General features: G+C 73.5%; 17 protein-coding genes. 8 read left to right on the forward strand and 9 right to left on the reverse strand.

From position 1 onward, the window contains the following. Positions 1-106: 106 nt before the first annotated feature. The 3 genes from ACZ67M_RS07720 to ACZ67M_RS07730 form a co-directional block, all read right to left on the reverse strand. A complete protein-coding gene (locus ACZ67M_RS07720; protein WP_469850006.1) occupies positions 107-1,981 on the reverse strand; it encodes a rhamnogalacturonan lyase in 1,875 nt (624 codons plus the stop codon). Positions 1,982-2,057: 76 nt separating this feature from the next. Continuing rightward, a complete protein-coding gene (locus ACZ67M_RS07725; RefSeq protein WP_469850008.1) occupies positions 2,058-2,798 on the reverse strand; it encodes a class I SAM-dependent methyltransferase in 741 nt (246 codons plus the stop codon). A gap of 4 nt (positions 2,799-2,802) precedes the next feature. Beyond that, entirely contained in the window at positions 2,803-3,108 is a 306-nt protein-coding gene (locus ACZ67M_RS07730; protein WP_361358671.1) for a 4a-hydroxytetrahydrobiopterin dehydratase, read from the reverse strand. A 132-nt stretch (positions 3,109-3,240) separates the two neighbouring features. On the opposite strand from ACZ67M_RS07730, the gene ACZ67M_RS07735 reads away from it, so the two are divergent. The 6 genes from ACZ67M_RS07735 to narI all read left to right on the forward strand — a co-directional run bounded on the left by ACZ67M_RS07735 (position 3,241) and on the right by narI (position 11,763). After that, positions 3,241-4,068 carry a helix-turn-helix domain-containing protein gene (locus ACZ67M_RS07735; protein WP_361358668.1) on the forward strand — a complete coding sequence of 276 codons (828 nt, stop codon included), beginning with the start codon at positions 3,241-3,243 and terminating at the stop codon, positions 4,066-4,068. 86 nt (positions 4,069-4,154) lie between these two features. Further along, positions 4,155-5,018 (forward strand): helix-turn-helix domain-containing protein, encoded by an 864-nt coding sequence (locus tag ACZ67M_RS07740; RefSeq protein ID WP_355825533.1) that lies wholly within the window; start codon positions 4,155-4,157, stop codon positions 5,016-5,018. Positions 5,019-5,254: 236 nt separating this feature from the next. Continuing rightward, positions 5,255-8,950 carry a nitrate reductase subunit alpha gene (locus ACZ67M_RS07745; protein WP_469850010.1) on the forward strand — a complete coding sequence of 1,232 codons (3,696 nt, stop codon included), beginning with the start codon at positions 5,255-5,257 and terminating at the stop codon, positions 8,948-8,950. Then, complete coding sequence (narH, locus tag ACZ67M_RS07750) at positions 8,950-10,545, forward strand: nitrate reductase subunit beta (protein ID WP_392013483.1); 1,596 nt, start codon at positions 8,950-8,952, stop codon at positions 10,543-10,545. The genes ACZ67M_RS07745 and narH overlap by 1 nt, the downstream gene beginning before the upstream one ends. Positions 10,546-10,549: 4 nt before the next feature. Then, complete coding sequence (gene narJ, locus ACZ67M_RS07755; protein ID WP_361358659.1) at positions 10,550-11,044, forward strand: nitrate reductase molybdenum cofactor assembly chaperone; 495 nt, start codon at positions 10,550-10,552, stop codon at positions 11,042-11,044. Continuing rightward, a complete protein-coding gene (narI, locus tag ACZ67M_RS07760) occupies positions 11,041-11,763 on the forward strand; it encodes a respiratory nitrate reductase subunit gamma (RefSeq protein ID WP_361358656.1) in 723 nt (240 codons plus the stop codon). Before narJ ends, narI begins: the two co-directional genes overlap by 4 nt. 3 nt (positions 11,764-11,766) lie before the next feature. Here narI and ACZ67M_RS07765 read toward each other — a convergent pair whose 3' ends face one another. The 4 genes from ACZ67M_RS07765 to ACZ67M_RS07780 form a co-directional block, all read right to left on the reverse strand. Further along, a complete protein-coding gene (locus ACZ67M_RS07765) occupies positions 11,767-12,192 on the reverse strand; it encodes an OsmC family protein (RefSeq protein WP_122618962.1) in 426 nt (141 codons plus the stop codon). Between the two features lie 73 nt (positions 12,193-12,265). Beyond that, complete coding sequence (locus ACZ67M_RS07770; RefSeq protein ID WP_361358652.1) at positions 12,266-13,663, reverse strand: amino acid permease; 1,398 nt, start codon at positions 13,661-13,663, stop codon at positions 12,266-12,268. A gap of 84 nt (positions 13,664-13,747) precedes the next feature. Then, the gene (locus tag ACZ67M_RS07775) at positions 13,748-15,892 is read right to left on the reverse strand and encodes a phage holin family protein (RefSeq protein WP_392013486.1); all 2,145 of its coding nucleotides are present in this window, start codon (positions 15,890-15,892) and stop codon (positions 13,748-13,750) included. Between the two features lie 102 nt (positions 15,893-15,994). After that, positions 15,995-16,396 carry a hypothetical protein gene (locus ACZ67M_RS07780; RefSeq protein ID WP_361358867.1) on the reverse strand — a complete coding sequence of 134 codons (402 nt, stop codon included), beginning with the start codon at positions 16,394-16,396 and terminating at the stop codon, positions 15,995-15,997. Positions 16,397-16,490: 94 nt separating this feature from the next. Here ACZ67M_RS07780 and ACZ67M_RS07785 point away from each other — a divergent pair, with 94 nt between their 5' ends. Together ACZ67M_RS07785 and ACZ67M_RS07790 are read left to right on the forward strand one after the other, a co-directional pair. Beyond that, complete coding sequence (locus ACZ67M_RS07785) at positions 16,491-17,264, forward strand: MBL fold metallo-hydrolase (RefSeq protein ID WP_307016086.1); 774 nt, start codon at positions 16,491-16,493, stop codon at positions 17,262-17,264. Further along, entirely contained in the window at positions 17,261-17,887 is a 627-nt protein-coding gene (locus ACZ67M_RS07790) for a DedA family protein (RefSeq protein WP_469850013.1), read from the forward strand. Before ACZ67M_RS07785 ends, ACZ67M_RS07790 begins: the two co-directional genes overlap by 4 nt. A 46-nt stretch (positions 17,888-17,933) precedes the next feature. Here ACZ67M_RS07790 and ACZ67M_RS07795 read toward each other — a convergent pair whose 3' ends face one another. Continuing rightward, complete coding sequence (locus ACZ67M_RS07795) at positions 17,934-19,034, reverse strand: MBL fold metallo-hydrolase (RefSeq protein WP_469850014.1); 1,101 nt, start codon at positions 19,032-19,034, stop codon at positions 17,934-17,936. After that, positions 19,031-20,293 (reverse strand): aminotransferase class I/II-fold pyridoxal phosphate-dependent enzyme, encoded by a 1,263-nt coding sequence (locus ACZ67M_RS07800; RefSeq protein WP_392013490.1) that lies wholly within the window; start codon positions 20,291-20,293, stop codon positions 19,031-19,033. Before ACZ67M_RS07800 ends, ACZ67M_RS07795 begins: the two co-directional genes overlap by 4 nt. Positions 20,294-20,356 lie beyond the last annotated feature (63 nt).

Raw genomic sequence — 20,356 nt, forward strand, 5'->3', positions numbered from 1 at the left:
TATGGTCCCGGCGAGATTCTCGCAGGTGCTGTTTCACCATTCACCTCCGTACCGCACCACTGGTGGACCCGCCGGGACGGGCGCCGCGTTCCGACGACTCAGTGACTCAGGGCGTGTACACCGCCGGCCTCGGCGCCGTCGGCATGCCGTCGCCGAGGAAGAAGCTCGGGTGCGGCGGCTGGTTGTACGCGGTGTTCTGCCAGGCCAGGGCCGTGCGGTACTGGGTGTCGTGGAGGAGGGTCGTGATGCGGGTGCCGGTGTCGTACGGCGTGGAGTAGACGCGCAGGGCCGTGTTGTCCGACGTGCGCCAGACGACCTCCTCGCGCCAGTCGCCGAGAAGGTCGCCCGCGAGGACCGGGGTGGCCTTGGTGCCGTTGTTGGACGCGACGCCGGACCCGGTGAGCAGGCGGTTGTCGCCGGAGGGGCCGTACTTGTCGACGCGGGTGCCGTCGAGGAGTTCGCGGACCGGGTCGCCGTCCCACCAGGACAGGAAGTTGGTGCTGGAGGGCTTGCGGCTGTTCACGACCGTGCCCCTGGGGTCGCGGATGCCGCTCTCGGCGGAGGACCAGGACTCGGCGCCCGGGCTGCCGGACCAGACGTCCCCGGCGACGCCCCGGCCGTTGTCGCCGCTCGCGCCGGTGGACCAGATGATCCGACCGGTGCGCGCGTCCGCCATCCAGGACGAGGGCTTCGAGGCGTCCTCGTCCACCTTGAACTCCTCCAGGCCCGCGCGGGACGGGTCGAGGTCGCCGACGTGCATGGCGTCGCCGTGGCCGTTGCCCGTGGTCCACAGGGCGTTGCCGTTGTCGTCGACGGCCATCGCGCCGTAGACGATCTCGTCCTTGCCGTCGCCGTCGACGTCCGCGACGGAGAGCTGGTGGTTGCCCTGGCCGTCGTAGCCCTTGCCGGTGTTGGTGGAGGAGTTGGTGTCGAAGGTCCAGCGGCGGGTGAACCGCCCGTCGCGCCAGTCCCAGGCGGCGATCACGGAGCGCGTGTAGTAGCCGCGCGCCATGATCAGGGAGGGCCGGGAGCCGTCCAGGTACGCGGTGCCCGCCAGGAAGCGGTCGACGCGGTTGCCGTAGGAGTCGCCCCAGGAGGAGACGCTGCCCCGGGCGGGGACGTAGTCGACGGTGCCCATGGCCCTGCCGGTCCCGCCGTCGAACATCGTCAGGTACTCGGAGCCGGACAGGACGTAGCCGGAGGAGTTGCGGTGGTCGGCCGAGGAGCTGCCGACGACCGCGCCGGTGCCGTCCCGGGTGCCGTCGGCGGTCTTCATCGCCACCTCGGCCCTGCCGTCGCCGTCGTAGTCGTACACCTGGAACTGGGTGTAGTGGGCGCCCGAGCGGATGTTGCGCCCGAGGTCGACGCGCCACAGCCGGGTGCCGTCCAGCCGCAGGCCGTCGACGATCGTGTTGCCCGTGTACCCGGACTGGGAGTTGTCCTTGGCGTTGGTCGGCTGCCACTTGAGGACGAGGTCGAGCGCGCCGTCGCCGTCGAGGTCGCCGACGGAGGCGTCGTTCGCCTCGTAGGTGTAGGAGACGCTGTCGGGTGTCGTGCCGCCGGCGGGCGGGCTGATCGGCACGTCCTTGTAGCCGGCCCGGAACTGGACGGCGTGGACGGAGTCGCCCTGCTCGGTGCCGTTGACGACGGCGCGGACGGTGTAGTCGGCGTGGGACGGGGCCCCGGCGTGGAAGAAGGTGGTGGAGCCGGTGAGGGGGGCTGCGTTGACCTTCGTGCCGGCCCGGTAGACGTTGAACGCGACGTTGTCCGGGTCGGTGCCCAGCCAGCGCCAGCCGACCAGGTTGCCGTCGCCGGTGTGGACGCTGACCACGCCCCGGTCGAGGGCCTCGACCTGACGTGCCGTGGCGGCGTGTGCGGTGCCGGGGGTGAGCGCGGTCAGGCCCGCGCCGACCAGCCCGGCGGCGGCGAGGGCGGCGGCCAGGGCGAGCGGGCGTCTGCGGTACGTGCGGGGGTGCCTCACGGGGCGGACCTCCTGGAGGACGGATGGGTTCCGCCTCTCAGTCGCCGCCCGGGAGGGCCGGGTTGCCGCCCCCGGCCTACGACTTCACGAACGCCCGGAGGGTGAAGACCGGGTCGGGCCGGGGCCGGTCCTGGTCCGGCAGGGCGGTGAGCCGGGCGGCGAAGTGCTCCGCGCCCGGCTCGCCGGGCGGCAGCGTGACGAACCAGCCGCGCCGCAGGTCGGCGACGGTACGGCGAGGACTGCGGCCCTGGCCGTGGCCGGTGAAGCGGGCCTCCCCCGCCGGGACCAGGCCGTGCGCACGGGCGTGCGCCTCGACGAGGGCGGCGGCGTCGTGCGCGGTGCTGGGCGGGCGGGCCGCGAGCACGGCGTCGATGTCACTGCCCACGTTGTGCGAGGCGCCCTTGTCGACGGTGGTCACGTACACCCCGCCGGGCCGCAGGACGCGGGCGCACTCGCCGACGATCGCCCGCACGTCCCCGGCGCCCTCGGCCAGGTGCAGCAGCCACACGCTGGTGACGGCGTCGAACCCGCCGTCGCGGAAGGGCAGCCGGCGGCTGTCGGCGAGCACGACGGCACCGGGCAGCCGGGCCGCGGCCCGCCGGGCCATGGCGGGGGCGAGGTCCGCGCCGGTCACCCGCGGGGCGCCCGGCGCGGCCGCCAGCCGACGGGTGACGATGCCGGTTCCGCAGGCGACGTCGAGCAGGCTGCGCGCCCTGCGCGGCACGAGGCTCAGTACCGCCCGTGCGGCGGCCTCGGCCCGGGGTTCGCCGCCGCGGGCCGCGTCGTACCGCTCCGCTTCCTTGTCGTAGTCGAGCACACCGTCAGTGTGCCCCGTGACCGGCGGCCAGATCCTGCACTCTGCGGGCCAGCTCGACGTCCTTCGCGGTGACGGCGCCGCCCGCGCTGTGCGTGTGCACCGCGAGGGACACGGTGTTGTAGCCGAGGGTGAGGTCGGAGTGGTGGTCGAGTTCCTCCTGCACCTGGGCGACGTGCACGACCATGGCGGCCGCCGCGAAGTGCGAGCCGAGCCGGTAGGCACGGGTGAGGCGGCCGTCCTCCAGCGACCACCCCGGCAGCTCGGTCAGCCGCTCTTCGATCTCCTGCCGCGACAGCGGTTCGACGGGCATGCGCCACGCTCCTGTCCTGGGGGCCCGGGTACCGGGGGTGCCCCTTCAGCCTGCCACAGCACGGCCGTCGGAGCCCTGGTCAGGAGGGCGGGCCGGTCCCGTCGCGGCCCGCCGTCGACTACCGTTCGGCCCATGACCGCACCCACGTCCGGCACCGTCCCCGCCACCCAGGGCGTGGGTCCGCTGCTGAGGGCCTGGCGGGAGCGGCGGCGGGTCAGCCAGCTGGAGCTGGCCCTGCGCGCCGACTCCTCCGCCCGGCACATCAGCTTCGTCGAGACGGGCCGCTCCCGGCCGAGCGAGGAGATGGTGCTGCGCCTCGCCGAGCACCTGGACGTCCCCGTGCGCGAGCGCAACGCCCTGCTGCTCGCCGCCGGTTACGCCCCGCACTACCCGGAGACCCCGCTGGACGACCCGGCGCTGGGCGCCCTGCGCGAGGGCATGGAGCGCCTGATCCGGGGCTACGAGCCGTATCCGGCGCTGGTCGTCGACGGGACGTACCAGGTGCTTGCGGCCAACCGGGGCGTGGCGATGCTCATGGACGGCGTCGCCGAGCATCTGCTCGCCCCGCCGCTGAACGCGATGCGGCTGACCCTGCACCCGGACGGACTGGCACCGCGCATCCGCAACCTGCGCCAGTGGCGGGGGCACCTGCTGGAGCAGATGGAGCGTCAGATCGCCCTCCAGCGCTCGGAGCCGCTGCGCGCGCTGTACGACGAGGTGGCGGCCTATCCGGTGCCGGAGACCGCGCCGGAGATCGCGCCGGACGGGGAACCGGAGGAGGCGGTGCCGTACTTCGCGCTGCCGATGCGGATCGAGCACGAGGGCCGGACGCTGTCGTTCATCTCGTCCATCTCCACCTTCAACACCCCGATGGACGTGACGGTGGCCGAGCTGGCCATCGAGACGCTGCTGCCGGCCGACCCGGCGACGGTTAAGTACCTGCACACACTGCTGTCCTGACAAGGTTGATCGCGAACACCCCTGTGAGAGCGGCGGGGGTACATGACAGACTGCGGTGTGACTTGGGCGCGTTGGGGAGGCGTGGCGTGAGTGAGCGACGGGCCGCACCCACCGTGGGCCAGGTGGTCCTCGGCAGGCGGTTGCAGGAACTGCGGGAGACAGCGGGCCTCAGACGCGAGGAGGCCGCCAAGGTGCTCCGCGTGGCCCCGGCCACGGTGCGGCGCATGGAGACGGCCGAGGTCTCGCTGAAGATACCGTATGTCCAGATCCTCCTGACGACGTACGGGGTCGCCTCCGACGAGGTCGTCGCGTTCGTCACCCTCGCCGAGGAGGCCAACCAGCCGGGCTGGTGGCAGCGGTACCACGACGTGCTGCCGGACTGGTTCAGCATGTACGTGAGCCTGGAGGGCGCCGCGCGGATCGTGCGCTCCTACGAGCCGCACTTCGTCCCGGGCCTGCTCCAGACCGAGGACTACGCGCGCTCGGTCCTGGAGGCCGGGACGATCGGCAACGCGGGCGGTGACGCCGTCGAGCGGCACGTGTCCCTGCGCATGGAGCGGCAGCGGCTGCTGGACCGGCCCGACCCGCCGCACCTGTGGGTGGTGATGGACGAGACGGTGCTGCGCCGCCCGGTCAGCGTGCACGGCCGGGTGATGCGCGAACAGCTGGACAAGCTGCTGGAGTTCGCGTCCCGCGACCGGGTGACGCTCCAGGTCGCCGAGTTCGAGGACGGGCCGCACCCGGGGACGTACGCGCCGTTCACCCTGTTCCGGTTCGCGGAGCCGGAGCTGCCCGACATGGTCTTCACCGAGTACCTGACCGGCGCCCTGTACCTGGACTCCCGGCCCGAGGTCTCGGCGCACCTGGAGGTGCTGGACCACATGACGGCGCGTGCCGCGTCGACCCAGCGCACCGAGAAGGTCCTGCGCGAGTACCGCGAGAACTACTGACCCGGCGACCCCGCCACCGAGGTCGGGGGTCCGGGGCTCTCGGGAGACGTCACGGCCCGACCGGATTCGACGGCGGCACCGCCCCCCATCGACACCAGCCGGCCGCACCCGGCGCGCGAGCCATGACCCGGACGCCGGACACCGGGCGCCCGCGCTGACCCGTACGGGCCCCGCGAACGGGTGCGCTCCCGTGCCCGCCCCTAGGTTCGAGAACCAGGGCGAGCAAGGGAGCGCACGTGACCGACACGCGGACACCGCCCACCGAGCCGGGCGCGGCGCTGCTGCGCGCGGGACGGTTCTTCCGGCCGGGGACCGCCGCACCCGACCTGCACAGCATCGGGCTGGTCGGCGGCCGGGAGGCGGACGCCTTCTACCGGGACCGCTGGAGCCACGACCGGGTCGTCACCTCCACGCACGGCGTGAACTGCACGGGCTCGTGCCGCTGGAACGTGTTCGTCAAGGACGGCATCATCACGTGGGAGACGCAGGCCACGGACTATCCGTCGGTCGGCCCGGACCGCCCCGAGTACGAGCCGCGCGGCTGTCCGCGGGGGGCGGCGTTCTCCTGGTACACGTACTCGCCGACGCGGGTGCGCTACCCGTACGTGCGCGGGGTGCTCCTGGAGATGTACCGGGAGGCGAAGGCGCGGCTGACCGACCCGGTGCTCGCCTGGGCGGACATCCAGGGCGACCCGGAGCGCCGGCGGCGCTACCAGCGGGCGCGGGGCAAGGGCGGGCTGGTCCGGGCGGACTGGGACGAGGCGGTCGAGATGATCGCCGCCGCCCACGTCCACACCATCCGCACCCAGGGCCCCGACCGCATCGCGGGCTTCTCCCCCATCCCCGCGATGTCGATGGTGTCGCACGCGGCGGGCGCCCGCTTCCACTCCCTCATCGGCGCGCCGATGCTGTCGTTCTACGACTGGTACGCGGACCTGCCCGTGGCGTCCCCGCAGGTGTTCGGCGACCAGACGGACGTGCCGGAGTCGGGCGACTGGTGGGACGCGGCGTACCTGATCATGTGGGGTTCGAACGTGCCGGTGACCCGGACGCCGGACGCCCACTGGATGGCGGAGGCCCGCTACCGGGGCCAGAAGGTCGTGGTGGTGTCGCCGGACTACGCCGACAACACCAAGTTCGCCGACCAGTGGCTGCACCCGCACCCGGGCACGGATGCCGCCCTGGCGCTGGCCATGGGGCACGTGGTGCTCAAGGAGTTCTTCGTCGACCGCGCCACGCCGTTCTTCGACGACTACGTGCGGCGCTTCACCGACCTGCCGTTCCTGGTGACGCTGACCGAGCGGGACGGGGCGTACGTCCCGGCGAAGTTCCTGCGCGCCGCCGACCTGGGGCAGGGCGGCGAGGACGCGCGCTGGAAGACGGTCGTGCTGGACGAGGGGATGGGCCGCGCGGTCGTCCCGAACGGCTCGCTGGGCTTCCGCTGGAACGAGGCCGACCAGGGCCGCTGGAACCTCGACCTGGGGGACGTGCGGCCCCGGCTGACCCTGCACGGCCACGAGATGGCCTCGGGTGTCGAGGTGCTGCTCCCCCGCTTCGACACCGAGGGCGGCGCGCACGGGCAGGGACGCGGTGACGTGCTGCGGCGGGGTGTCCCGGCGACGCGGCTCGGTGGGGCGACCGGGCCACTGGTGACGACCGTGTTCGACCTGCTGCTGGCCCAGTACGGAGTGGCGCGGCCGGAGGTGCCGGGCGACTGGCCGGCGTCGTACGAGGACGCGGCCGCGCCCGGCACCCCGGCCTGGCAGGAGACGCACACCTCGGTCCCGGCGGCGGCCTGTGTGCGCATCGCGCGGGAGTTCGCGCGGACCGCGGAGCGGTCCAAGGGCCGCTGCATGATCCTGATGGGCGCGGGCACCAACCACTGGTTCCACTCGGAGACGATCTACCGGACCTTCCTGGCCCTGCTCCAGCTCACCGGCTGCCAGGGCCGCAACGGCGGCGGCTGGGCGCACTACGTCGGGCAGGAGAAGTGCCGTCCGGTGACCGGCTGGGCGACGCTGGCCGCCGCGTCGGACTGGTCGCGCCCGCCGAGGCAGATGATCGGCACCGGGTACTGGTACCTCAACACCGACCAGTGGCGCTACGACCGGTTCCGCGCCGACGTGCTGGCCTCGCCGCTCGGCGAGGGGCGGCTCTCCGGCATGACGGGCGCGGACTGCCTCGCCCTGTCGGCGCGCACGGGGTGGATGCCCTCCTACCCGACCTTCGACCGCAACCCGCTGGAGCTGGGCGAGAGCTTCGGCGACCCGGTCGCGAACGCGGTGGCCGAACTGCGGGCGGGCACCCTGAAGTTCGCGTGCGAGGATCCGGACGCGCCGGAGAACTGGCCGCGGATCGTGACCCTGTGGCGGGCCAACCTGCTCGGCTCCTCGGGCAAGGGCGCCGAGTACTTCACCAAGCACCTGCTGGGCACCCAGTCCTCACTGCGCGCCGAGGAGGCCGCGCCCGGCGAGCGCCCGCGGGACGTCGTCTGGCACGAGGCGGCGCCCGAGGGCAAGCTCGACCTGCTGCTGTCGCTGGACTTCCGGCACACCTCGTCGACGCTCCTCTCGGACGTGGTGCTGCCCGCCGCGACCTGGTACGAGAAGCACGACCTGTCCAGCACGGACATGCACCCCTACGTGCACGCCTTCTCCCCGGCCGTGAGTCCGCCGTGGCAGGCGCGCACCGACTTCGACACGTTCAAGGCGATCGCGGAGAAGCTGAGCGAGCTGGCCGCCGGGCACCTCGGGGTGCGCAAGGACCTGGTGGCGGCGCCGCTCCAGCACGACACGCCCGGCGAGATCGCCCAGCCGGGCGGGGTGGTACGGGACTGGCGGCGCGGGGAGTGCGCTCCGGAGCCCGGCAAGACCATGCCGAACCTGGTCGTGGTGGAGCGCGACTACACGGCGATCGGCGCGAAGTTCGCGGCCCTCGGCCCGCTGGTGGAGACCAAGGGCCTGCCCGCCAAGGGCATCACCCTGAAGCCGGACGAGGAGGTGGAGCGGCTGCGGCGGATGAACGGCGCGGTGCGCGGCGGCCCGGCCGACGGGCGCCCGGCGCTGGACACGGCGGTCAAGGCCGCGAACACCGTCCTGGCCCTGTCCGGCACCACCAACGGGCGGCTGGCCACCCAGGGCTTCCACACCCTGGAGGCGAAGACCGGGCAGGAGATGGCGCACCTGGCCGCCGAACACGAGGGCAAGCGGATCACGTACGCGGACACGCAGGCGGCGCCCGTGCCGGTGATCACCTCGCCGGAGTGGTCGGGCAGCGAGGCCGGCGGGCGCCGGTACACGGCGTTCACCCTCAACACCGAGCACCTCAAGCCCTGGCACACCCTCACCGGGCGGCAGCACTTCTTCCTCGACCACGACTGGATGCACGAGCTGGGCGAGGCGCTGCCGGTGTACCGGCCGCCGCTGGACATGAGCCGGCTGTTCGGGGAGCCGCAGCTCGGTCCGGACGGCCACCGCGAAGTGACGGTCCGCTACCTGACCCCGCACAACAAGTGGTCCATCCACTCCGAGTACCAGGACAACCTGTTCATGCTGGCGCTGTCCCGGGGCGGCCAGTGCGTCTGGATGTCGCCGCAGGACGCGGACGCCATCGGGGTCGCGGACGACGACTGGATCGAGGCGGTCAACCGCAACGGCGTGGTGGTGGCCCGGGCGATCGTCTCGCACCGCATGCCGCCCGGCACGGTGTACATGCACCACGCGCAGGAGCGCACGGTGAACACACCGCTCACGGAGACCACCGGCAAGCGCGGGGGCGTCCACAACTCGCTCACCCGGCTGCTCCTCAAGCCGACCCATCTCATCGGCGGCTACGCCCAGTTGTCCTGGGCGTTCAACTACCTCGGCCCGACGGGCAACCAGCGCGACGAGGTGACGGTCATCCGCCGCCGCAGCCAGGAGGTCGAGTACTGATGCGCCCGATGGCCCAGATCGCGATGGTCATGAACCTCGACAAGTGCATCGGCTGCCACACCTGCTCGGTCACCTGCAAGCAGGCGTGGACCAACCGGCGGGGCATGGAGTACGTCTGGTTCAACAACGTCGAGACCCGCCCCGGCCAGGGCTACCCGCGCCGCTACGAGGACCAGGAGCGCTGGCGCGGCGGCTGGGAACTGAACCGGCGCGGCGCGCTGAAGCTGAAGGCGGGCGGCCGGATCAGGAAGCTCGCCGGGATCTTCTCCAACCCGAAACTGCCGGAGATCAAGGACTACTACGAGCCCTGGACGTACGACTACAAGAACCTCACCGACGCCCCGCTCGGCGACGACTACCCGGTCGCCCGGCCGGTCTCGCAGCTCGACGGCAAGCCGATGAAGATCGGCTGGTCCTCGAACTGGGACGACGACCTGGGGGGCGCGCCCGCCTACGGCGACCTGGACCCGATGGTGGAGCGGACCCGCCAACAGGCTTCGGACAAGGTGCGGTTCGCGTACGAAGAGACGTTCATGTTCTACCTTCCTCGCATCTGCGAGCACTGCCTCAACCCGTCGTGCGTGGCGTCCTGCCCGTCCGGGGCGATGTACAAGCGCTCGGAGGACGGCATCGTCCTGGTCGACCAGGACCGCTGCCGGGGCTGGCGGATGTGTGTGACCGGCTGCCCGTACAAGAAGGTGTACTTCAACCACCGCACCGGCAAGGCGGAGAAGTGCACCTTCTGCTACCCCCGCATCGAGATCGGCCAGCCGACGGTCTGCTCGGAGACCTGCGTGGGGCGGCTGCGGTACCTGGGAGTGGTCCTGTACGACGCCGACAAGGTGACCGAGGCCGCCGAGACACCGAACGAACGCGAGCTGTACGAGGCGCAGTTGGGGCTCTTCCTCGACCCGGAGGACCCGGCGGTGCGGCGGGCGGCCGAGGAGGCGGGGATCCCGTTCGACTGGATCGAGGCGGCCCGGCGCTCCCCCGTGCACGCGCTGGTCAGCAGGTACCGGGTGGCGCTCCCGCTGCATCCGGAGTACCGCACGATGCCGATGGTCTGGTACATCCCGCCGCTGTCGCCGGTGGTGGACGCGCTGACGGAGACCGGGCACGACGGCGAGGACGCGGACAACCTGTTCGGCGCGATCGACACCCTGCGCATCCCGCTGGAGTACCTGGCGGAGCTGTTCACCGCGGGGGACGTGGGCCCGGTGCGGGCGTCGCTGGAGAAGCTGGCGGCGATGCGCTCCCACATGCGGTCGGTCAACCTCGGCGAGGACCCCGACCCCGCGGTCTGCGCGGGCGTCGGCATGCGCCCCGAGGAGATCCAGGACATGTACCGGCTGCTGGCGCTCGCCAAGTACGAGGAGCGGTACGTGATCCCGACCGCGGCCGTCGGGGACGCGCACCGGCTGGAGGCGTCGGCGCTGCCGGACACGTGCAGCCTCGACACCGACGGCGGGCCCGGCATGGGCGGTGACGGACCGTTCGGCCAGGACTCGGGACGCAGGATGCTGCCGCTGGTGCCGGTGGAGAACTTCCACATCCTGCGCCGGCGGCAGACCGCGGACGACGAGAGGGAGGCCTGATCCCATGCCCGGGTTCGAGGTGCTGTACCAGGCGGCGGCGCTCTGCCTGACCTATCCCGACGACGACTTCCGCGACCGGCTGCCGCTGCTGCGCGAGGCGGCCCCGCAGCTGCGGGCCTTCACCGACCACGCGGCCGTGACGCCCCAGGGCGAACTCCAGGCGCACTACGTACAGGTCTTCGACTTCAAGAACCGGCACAGCCTGTACCTGAGCTGGTGGACCGACGGGGACACCCGCAACCGCGGGATGTCCCTGGTCCGCTTCAAGGAGCTGTACCGCGCCCACGGCCTGGAGTTCACCGGCGAGGAACTGCCCGACTTCCTGCCGGCGGTGCTGGAGTTCGTCTCCCGCACCGGTGACATCGGCATGCTCACCGAGCACCGCGGCGCCCTGGACGAGCTGCGCTCCCGGCTGACCGCCTTCGGCACGCCCTACGCCTGCGTGCTGGACGCCGTGTGCGCCACCCTGCCGCCCGCATCCACCGGAGCCCGCCGATGAACGTCTTCCTCTGGGGCGTCCTGCCCTACGCCGCCTTCGCCCTGCTGATCGCGGGCCTGGTCTGGCGCCACCGCTACGACCGGTTCGGCTGGACGACCCGCTCCTCGCAGGTCTACGAGTCGAAGCTGCTCAACATCGCCTCGCCGGTCTTCCACTACGGCATCCTCTTCGTGCTCGTCGGCCACCTGATCGGGCTGTTCGTCCCCGCGTCCTGGACCGGGGCGGTCGGCGTCAGCGAGCACGCGTACCACCTGTTCTCCCTGTACGGCGGCACCCTGGCCGGGGTCCTCACGGTCGCCGGGATCGGGATGCTGGTCTACCGGCGCCGCACCAAGGCCCCGGTGTTCCGCGCCACCACCGCCAACGACAAGTTCATGTACGTCTTCCTGCTCGGCGCCATCGTCCTCGGCATGATCGCCAAGCTCTCCGACACCTCCGGCGACGGCTACGACTACCGCAGCACCATCGCGCCCTGGGCCCGCAGCCTGTTCACCCTCAGCCCGAAGGTGGAGCTGATGGAGGGCGTGCCGGTGCTGTACCACGTGCACGCGGTCATCGGCATGATCCTGATCGCCCTGGTCCCCTACACGCGCCTCGTGCACATGTTCAGCGCGCCCCTCCAGTACCTGACCCGCCCGTACGTGGTGTACCGGTCGCGCGACCCCAGACAGCTGGGGCCGCGCCCGGACCGGCGGGGGTGGGAGCGTACGGGCTCCTAGCCGCTAGGCCAGCTTGGCGGTGAGGGTGATGGTGGTGCCGGTCAGGGCCTGGCTGACCGGGCAGTTCTTCTTGGCGTCCTCGGCGGCGGCGGTGAACGCGTCGGCGTCGAGGCCCGGGACGGTGCCCTCCACGGTGAGGTGGATGCCCTTGATGCCCTCGCCGGGCTGGAAGGTGACGTCGGCGGAGGTGGTGAGCTTGGTGGGCGGGGTGCCGGCGCCGGCCAGGCCGTGCGACAGCGCCATGGAGAAGCAGCTGGAGTGGGCGGCGGCGATCAGCTCCTCGGGGCTGGTCTTGCCGTTCGCCTGCTCGGCGCGCGACGGCCACGACACCGGCTGCTCGCCGATGCCGGACGAGTCGAAGGTGACGACACCGCTGCCCTCGAGCAGGTTGCCTTCCCAGACGGTGTGTGCGGAGCGCGTGGTTGCCACGGCGGGTCCTCTCGAATTCGCTTGCTGTACTGGGGCAGTGGAAGCCCGTGCCCGGGTTCCCGACCCCATCCGATCACACTCCGGCCCGGCCCGGCTTGCGCGCCGCCATCACCGCGTAGACCAGCACGCCCGCGAAGAGGAACAGCACACCCTGGTACACCGCCGCGTAGCCGGCGCCCGCGACGAGCCACAGCGAGAAGGCGGCGGCGACCGTCGCGATCACGCCGTCCCGGACCAGACGGGCCCGGTCGACCTTCTCGCCCTGGCCGGAGACCAGGTGGAAGATCTGGGCGGCGGCGGCCAGCAGGTAGGGCACGGTCGCGGTGAAGGTGGTGACGAGGACGAGGACCTCGAAGACCTTCGCCGAACCGGACGTGTAGTTGTAGACGGTGAGCAGGGAGGCGAGGACGACGGTGACGGCGACGCCGGTCGTCGGCACGCCCCGCCGCCTGCGCGCGAACGCGGCCGGGAAGAGGCCGTCCTTCGCGGCGGCGTACGGGGTCTGGGCGCTGAGCAGGGTCCAGCCGTTGAGGCAGCCGGTCATCGAGACCAGGGCGGCCAGCGCGACGGCCCAGCCGCCCCACGCGCCGCCGAACATGGTGTTCACGGCGTCGGAGAAGGGCGCGGTCGAGTTGACCAGGCGGTCGTGGGGGACGGTGCCGAAGACCGAGAGCGTGCCCAGCAGGTAGACGAGGGCGGCGCCCGCGGTGCCGATGACCGTGGCGCGGCCGACGGTGCGGCGCGGGTCCTTCACCTCGCCGGCGCTGACGGCGGCGGACTCCACGCCCAGGTAGGAGAAGAGCAGGATCGCGGCGGCGGCGGAGACCGCGCCGACGCCGCTGGAGCCACTGGCGTTGAACGGACCGAGGTTGTCCGGGTCGAAGAAGAACAGCCCGCCCACCGCGACGAGCAGCAGCGGCGCGAACTTCAGCACGGTGGCGACGAGCTGCACGGCGCCCACGTACCGGGTGCCCGCGAAGTTGGCGAGCGCGGGCAGCCACTGGATGACGAGCGCGGCGAGACAGGCGGTCCAGCGGTGGTCGTTGACCGGGATCAGGACGTCGAGGTAGCCGACGGCGGCGACGGCCAGCGCCGCGTTGGACACCCAGGTGGTGATCCAGTACGCCCAGGCGGCGAGGAAGCCTGCGAAGTCTCCGAAGGCGCCGCGGGCGTAGACGTAGGGGCCGCCGGTGCGCGGGTCGCGGGCGGCGAGGCGGCCGAAGACCAGGGCGAGCGCGATGGCGCCGACGGTCAGGACGCCGAAGGCGAGCAGGCTGACGGTGCCGAAGGGCGCGACGGAGGCGGGGAGCAGGAAGATGCCGCCGCCGATGATGTTGCCCATGACCAGGGCGGTGGCCACGGGAAGCCCGAAGCGGCGGGTGTGCCGGCCGTCGCCGGACGTGGGGTCGGGGGCCGCGGGGGTCTCCTGCGGTTCCGGAGCCGGTGGGGGGACGGTCCCGGTGACGTGCATGGGGTGGTGCGCCTCTCATGGAACTGTGGCCCGGGATCGCCGGGACGGCGCCCATGGTCGGGCACGGCCCGTCGCACCTCAAAATCAGGCGCTTTTCTCCTGCACGAACCCGTCCGCGACGGGAAAAGGTGCGTTCTCGACGACGTTCGGCCGTGGATCCTCCACTGGCACCTGGGGGCCGTTGGACTCCCGCAGCCAGCGGCGCAGCACCCGGTGGACGTGTTCGGCGCCGACGATCTCCGTGCCCTCCTCGGCCGGGTCGGACAGCACGGCCGGTGACAGCAGGAAGGCGTGCGACTGGGCGCCGCCGAGCCCGCCGTGGGAGCCGATCTGCTCCTCGAACGCGAGGACCTCGCCGTCGGCCGGGTCGTGGAAGGAGTTGACCATGATGTCGGCGGTGTGCGGGAAGGAGTGCGTGCGGCGTACGGCGTCGGCGGCGCCGGGACCGAAGGGGGCGAGCGGGCCGGGGTCCTCGTCGAGGCGGTCCAGGGGTATCTCGGCGCCGTGCGCGCCGAGCACCAGGCCGCCGTGGAGCTCGCTGCGCACCAGCAGGAAGCCGATGCCGGGGTGGTTGGCGAGGGTCGGCAGCAGCGCGGGGTGGCGGGCGTCGATCTCCTCCCTGGTCATCCGGTGCGGCACGTCCGGGAACGAGACCAGGCCGAGGTTGCCGGAGGCCAGCACGATCGGCTCGGAGCGGCGGCCGGTCGGGGTGTCGGCGGGCCGCTGCTGCGCGGCGCCCTCCTCGACGGGGCGGTGCAGGGCGGCGCGGACGGTGTTGCGGGCCTCGGCGCCGCTGCGGGTGCGCTGGGCGCGGCGCGGCACGGGCAGCCCGCAGCCGGCCCGGACCAGGTCGCCGAGGGTCAGTCCGTATCGGGCGCGGAAGGTCTCGCCGGGGCTCTGGCCGTGGTCGGACAGGAGCACGATCCGGTAGGAGCGGGGGGCCTGGTCGGCGACCTTCTCGATCAGCGCGAGGGACCGGTCGAGCCGCCGGAGGACGTTGACGGCGTCCCGGCCGTGCGGCCCGGAGTGGTGCGCCACCTCGTCGTACGCCACGAGGTCGGCGTAGACGGCGGTGCGGCCGGCGAGCATGTCGCCCATCACCGCGGCGACGACCACGTCGCGTTCGACGACGGTGGCGAAGGCGCGGACGAAGGGGTAGAGGCCGCCGCGGGAGACGCGCGGGCGGACCTTGTGGGCGCGGGCGCGGGTGGACTGGCCGATCTCCCGGCCCACCTCGGCGACGAAGGACATCGCGGTGCGGACGGCGTTGGCCGGGTCGGAGAAGTAGGCGAAGTAGCCGGACCTGGACCGGGTCTCGCGGCTGCGGCGGCGGGTGGCTATGGACAGCACCAGGGCCTGTTCGTCGGCGCCGCCGCCGAACAGGTTGCCGCGGCTCGCGCCGTCCAGGCTGAGCAGCCCGCCGTCGCCGGTGCGCCGGACGGCGCGGTGCTGGAGTTCGGCGGCGCTGGTCGGCCGGTTGCAGACCATGACCTCGCCGGTGTCCTTCTCGAACCAGCGGAAGGCGGGTACGTCGTGGTTGCTGCCGTGCAGGATGCCGAGCTGGCTGGCGCCGGTCTGGCTGGACCAGTCGGTGCGCCACGGGGCCAGGCGGTGGCTCGCGGACGCGCCGTGGCGGCCGAGCCAGCGGGCGACGGTGGGCATGGCGCCGCTGTCGACGGCGTCGAGCAGGACGTCGTGTCCCACGCCGTCCAGTTGCAGGAAGACGATGCCCGGGCCGGCCGGGCAGGGCGGGCCCGATCTGCGGCGGCGGTCGGCGAGGCGGTAGAGCCGGCGCCGGTAGGCGTCGTCGCCGCGCACGGTCAGGGCACCGCCGGTGGCGGAGGCGACGGCGGACATGACGGCGGCGACCACGACCGCGGTCTCGGGGGCGACGCCGCCGCGGCCGGCCGGGTTCACGTCGATCGCGAGGAGCAGCAGCCCGCCGTTGAGGAAGAAGACCAGCAGCCCGAGGACGAGCGCCGGCACCAGGAGCAGCAAGCGGACCATGAGCGGCCACACCACGGCGGAGAGCAGACCGAAGGCGCCCGCGCCGACCGCGGCGGTCATCGCGATGTCGGTGGCGCTGTCCCCGTCGGGCGACTGGAGCCGGAAGTCCGGCAGGATGCCCGCGAGCACGAGCATGGTGAGGGTGGACACGGCCCACACCGCGACAATCCGCCCGATCTGACTGGCGACCCGGCGCCAACGGCCTCCACCCACGCTCCGCACACCTCACGTCCCGGCCCGCCGTCCGGGCCCTCCCCACCCTGCCACAACGCTCAGGGGGACCCGTTTGTCCCCCTGAGGCCGGTTCACACCCCGAAGGGGTGGTCAGCGGCCGTCGTATCCCGCCGTGGGCATCGACAGCCTGCGGTGCACGCACGCCTTCATCCGGGCGTCGTAGGCCGGTTCCGCGTGGCCGACGGTCTCGACGCGGGCGCCGCGCCGCGCGCACTCCGCGGTGAAGTCGTCGACGGAGGCCAGCGCGCTCTCCAGCACCCGGCGGCTGGGGGCCACGAACAGGTCGCGGCCCGGGCGGACCCCGTCCCACAGGGCGTCGTGGTCCGGTCGCAGCCCGCGCACCAGCAGTTCCCTGGCGACGACGTAGCCGTGTTCCGCCGCCCAGCGGGCGCACATGGCGTGCTGGCTGCGGGAGTCGACCAGGAACGGATCGTCGTCCAGCAGTTCCAGCGGCGTCAGACTCGCGATCGCCGTCACCCGCACCGGCCCCATGGTGTCCCCCCTCACCTCCCGTCACCTCCCGTTTTCGCCGCCGACCCTACTCCTGGACGTAGGCTTCGGGGAGTCGCGCGAAGGAGGCAAAGAGGTGCCGGTGGAGCTCACGTGGTGGGGTCACGCCACCTGCACGGTCGAGGACTCGGACATCCGCGTGCTCACCGATCCCCTGTTCGCCCGCCGCCTCGCCCACTTGCGCCGCAGGCGGGGCGCGGTGCCGCCGCCGGACGCCTGGCGCGCGGACGTGGCGCTGGTGTCCCATCTGCACGCCGACCACCTGCACGTGCCGTCGCTCGCGCGGCTCGCGCCGGGCACGCGCCTGCTCGTGCCCCGGGGCGCGCGACGGGCGGTGCCGGGGCTGCGGCGGCTCGGTCACCTGGACGTGGCGGAGGTGGCGCCCGGCGACGTGGCGCACGTCGGGGACCTGCGGATACGGGCGGTGCCCGCACGGCACGACGGGCGGCGGCTGCCGGTCGGACGGCACCGCTCCCCCGCGCTCGGCTACGTCGTCGAGGGCGAGGCGCGGACGTACTTCGCCGGGGACACCGGCCTGTTCGACGGCATGGAGAAGGAGGTCGGGCCGGTCGACGCGGCGCTGTTGCCGGTGGGCGGCTGGGGCCCGTACCTGGGAGCGGAGCACCTGGACGCGGGGCGGGCTGCGGAGGCGCTGACCCGGCTGGCGCCGCGCACGGCGGTGCCGGTGCACTACGGCACGTACTGGCCGATCGGGATGGACGCCGTGCGCCCCCACGAGTTCCACACGCCGGGCGACGAGTTCGTGCGCCTGTCGGCGCTGCGCGCGCCGGGGGTCGCCGTGCACCGGCTGGGGCACGGCGAGAGCGTGCGGGTGGAGGTCGCGCGGTGAACTGGCTGGACGCCGCCACGACGAGCATTCCGACGGAGCCGACGCAGCAGGCGTTCGGGTATCCGTCGCTGTTCCTGCTGGTGCTCATCGGGGCGTTGGTGCCGGTGGTGCCGACGGGCGCGCTGGTGAGTTCGGCGGCCGTGGTGGCGATGCACCAGACGCTGCCGTTCTCCATGCTGATGGTGTTCGCGACGGCGTCGCTGGCCGCGTTCTGCGGGGACATGGCGCTGTACTGGCTGGGCCGGCGCGGGGTCGGCTCGAAGAACGGCTCGCGCTGGCTGGAGGCGATCCGGTCCCGGGCCCCGGAGGACCGGCTGGAGCAGGCGCAGGACAAGCTCGCCGAGCACGACGTCGCGGTGCTGGTGCTCTCCCGGCTGGTGCCGGCCGGGCGCATACCGGTGATGCTGGCCTGTCTGCTGGCCGAGTGGCCGCTGCGCCGCTTCGCCCACGGCAACCTGCCGGCCTGCCTGGCGTGGGCGGTGACGTACCAGTTGATCGGGGTCCTGAGCGGCGCGCTGTTCAGCAAGCCCTGGGAGGGCGTGGCCGCGGCGATCGCCCTCACCGTCCTGGTCAGCGTGGCACCGGGAGTGTGGCGACGGTTCCGGGGGCCGGCGAAGGCGTAGCGGTCGGGCCGGGCGTCTCGGGCGCCGTCCGTACGGCGCGTGGGGGCTACTCCAGTACGCGTGAAGCTCCCACCGGCAGGTCCCACAGGTCCTCCCGGGGCAGACCCGCGGCCTGCCAGGCGGCGCGGGTCCGGGTGAGGGGTTCCAGCACCGGTTCCGCGGAGAGGACGAACGTTCCCCAGTGCATCGGCGCCATGCGGCGGGCGCCGACGTCCTGGGCGGCCCGGACCGCCTCCTCCGGGTCGCAGTGCACGTCGCTGAGCCACCAGCGGGGGTCGTAGGCGCCGATGGGGAGCAGCGCGAGGTCGATGCCGGGGTAGCGGCGGCCGATCCGGGTGAACCAGTGGCCGTACCCCGTGTCCCCGGCGAAGTACACGCGCCGGCCGTCGGGCGCGGTGAGCACCCAGCCGCCCCACAGGCTGCGGCAGGTGTCGACGAGGCTGCGCTTGGACCAGTGGTGCGCGGGGACGAAGTCGAAGCGCACTCCCCCGCCCTTGCCAAGGGTGCCTTCGGCGCCGCCCCTTGGACGCAGTTCGGTCGCCTCCCACCAGTCCAGCTCGGTGACGCGGGTGAAGCGGCGGCGGCGGAACCAGCGGCCCAGTCCGGCGGGCACCAGGACGGGGGTGTCGCGCGGGAGCCTGCGCAGGGTGGGGGCGTCCAGGTGGTCGTAGTGGTTGTGGCTGATGACGACGGCGTCGACGCGGGGCAGGTCGCTCCAGGCGACGCCGACGGGGGTGATCCGGGCGGGGGTGCCGAGGATCCGGCGGGACCAGACCGGGTCGGTGAGCACGGTGAGGCCGCCGATCCGCACCACCCAGCTGGCGTGTCCCGCCCAGGTGACGGCGACGGTGTCCGCGTCCACGCGGGGCAGCGGGCCGGGGGCGCAGGGCAGGCGGGGGATGTCGGCGAGGCCCTCGCGGCCGGGTCTCACCGCGCCCTCGCGGGCGAATCTGGCGAGGGCCCTCAGGCCGGGCAGCGGCGCGGTCAGCCGGTCGTGGAAGGTGCGCGGCCACACGCGGTGTTCGGCGGGCGGCCGGGGATCGGCGAGCGGCGGGTACGAGGGGGCGTGGGCGGAGGTGACCGGCGGCGCGGTGGTGTCCTCGCGGGACGCGGGGGTGCTCGTGGTCGACCGGGGCTGCTGCGTCATCGAGGAGGCTCCCATCGCTGGGCGTCGCGCAGTTCGCCGAGGACCGACCCGAGAGCGGTCAACGCGCGTCGCACGTGTGGCAGTTCCAACGGGTCCGGGGAGGTGAGGCATTCCGCGCGCTGTCCGGCGGTGCCGGTGCCGAGCAGCGGGCCGGTGGCGAGCCGCACGCGAAGGGCCGCGAGGTCGTCGCCGAAGCGGTGTCCGCCGGGGGCGGGCATGCCGAGCCGGGTGGAGAGGAAGTCCTCCAGTTCCTGGGCGTCGCCGACGCCCTGCGCTCCCAGGGCGTCGCGCAGCGGGCCGAGGTCGGCGTACAGGTGACGCCCGGCCTGCGGGGGCCGGGCCGTGGCGCCCGCGGCGACGACGGCCGCGTGCACGGCGGCGGCCACGCGCGCGTGCAGGCGTACGGCGGCCGAACGGCGGGCGGTGACCGGCTCGGGTTCGTCGAGCGCGTACCCGGCCGCGGCGGCGACGGGCGCGGCCACGCCCGCGCCGAGGGCGGTGAGCACGTCGAGCACGCGCGCGTGCAGACCGTCGCCGGCCGCGGACGCCGGGAAGCGGGCGACGGCGGCCGGCCAGCCGGGCGGCAGCAGTCCCCCGGCGAGGTCCGTGACGACGGTGACCCGCTCGGGCAGCATCTCCGCGGGGCTGAGCAGCACGGTGGCGTGCGGGTCGTGCAGGGTGTCCCGCCAGGTCTCGTCGCTGACCAGGTGCAGCCCCTCCCCGGCGGCGGCCTCGACGGTCTCGTGCAGCAGTTCCGGCCGCGCGACGGTGCCGGTGGGGTCGTCGGCGACGGCCAGCACCAGCAGGCGGGGGTCGCCGCCCTCGGCGCGCACCCGGCGGACGGTCTCCAGGAGGGCGTACGGGTCGGGGACGCCACCGCTCTCGGCCGGCGTCGGGACGTGGAAGACGGGGCTGCCGAGCAGCCGGGCGTCCGGCGCCCACCAGGCGGCGCAGGGGCGGGGCACCAGGACGTGGCCGCCGAGCGCGGCGGTCAGCGCCAGCAGCAGGGTGTGCGCACCGGGGGCGGCGGCCACCTGGCCGGGCTCGGTGGGCAGGCCGCGCCGGTGCCAGTAGCCGCTCGCGGCGGCCGTGAGGGCGGGGGCGCCGCCGACCGGTTCCCCCCGGGCGCGGTCCGCGGCGGCGGCGAGTACGGCGGACAGTTCGGGCAGCACCGGCAGCCCGTCGTCGGGCAGGTGGGGGCCGTACCGGACGGGGCCGTGGCCCACGGCGTCGTGGCCTTCGGGGTCCGTGCGCCGCATGCGTACCTCCGCGCGGGTCCGTACTGCCGCTCACCGTCGTTGATCCCAGTACCCATCCGGCAC

The sequence above is a fragment of the Streptomyces sp. NPDC107500 genome (assembly GCF_055582785.1).

Coding starts and splice junctions, on each gene's coding strand:
- ACZ67M_RS07730 (WP_361358671.1), bottom strand. CDS start 3,108: ATGCCCGTCGAACCGCTGTCGCGGCAGGAGATCGAAGAGCGGCTGACC.
- ACZ67M_RS07735 (WP_361358668.1), top strand. CDS start 3,241: ATGACCGCACCCACGTCCGGCACCGTCCCCGCCACCCAGGGCGTGGGT.
- narH (WP_392013483.1), top strand. CDS start 8,950: ATGCGCCCGATGGCCCAGATCGCGATGGTCATGAACCTCGACAAGTGC.
- narJ (WP_361358659.1), top strand. CDS start 10,550: ATGCCCGGGTTCGAGGTGCTGTACCAGGCGGCGGCGCTCTGCCTGACC.
- narI (WP_361358656.1), top strand. CDS start 11,041: ATGAACGTCTTCCTCTGGGGCGTCCTGCCCTACGCCGCCTTCGCCCTG.
- ACZ67M_RS07770 (WP_361358652.1), bottom strand. CDS start 13,663: ATGCACGTCACCGGGACCGTCCCCCCACCGGCTCCGGAACCGCAGGAG.
- ACZ67M_RS07780 (WP_361358867.1), bottom strand. CDS start 16,396: ATGGGGCCGGTGCGGGTGACGGCGATCGCGAGTCTGACGCCGCTGGAA.
- ACZ67M_RS07795 (WP_469850014.1), bottom strand. CDS start 19,034: ATGACGCAGCAGCCCCGGTCGACCACGAGCACCCCCGCGTCCCGCGAG.
- ACZ67M_RS07800 (WP_392013490.1), bottom strand. CDS start 20,293: ATGCGGCGCACGGACCCCGAAGGCCACGACGCCGTGGGCCACGGCCCC.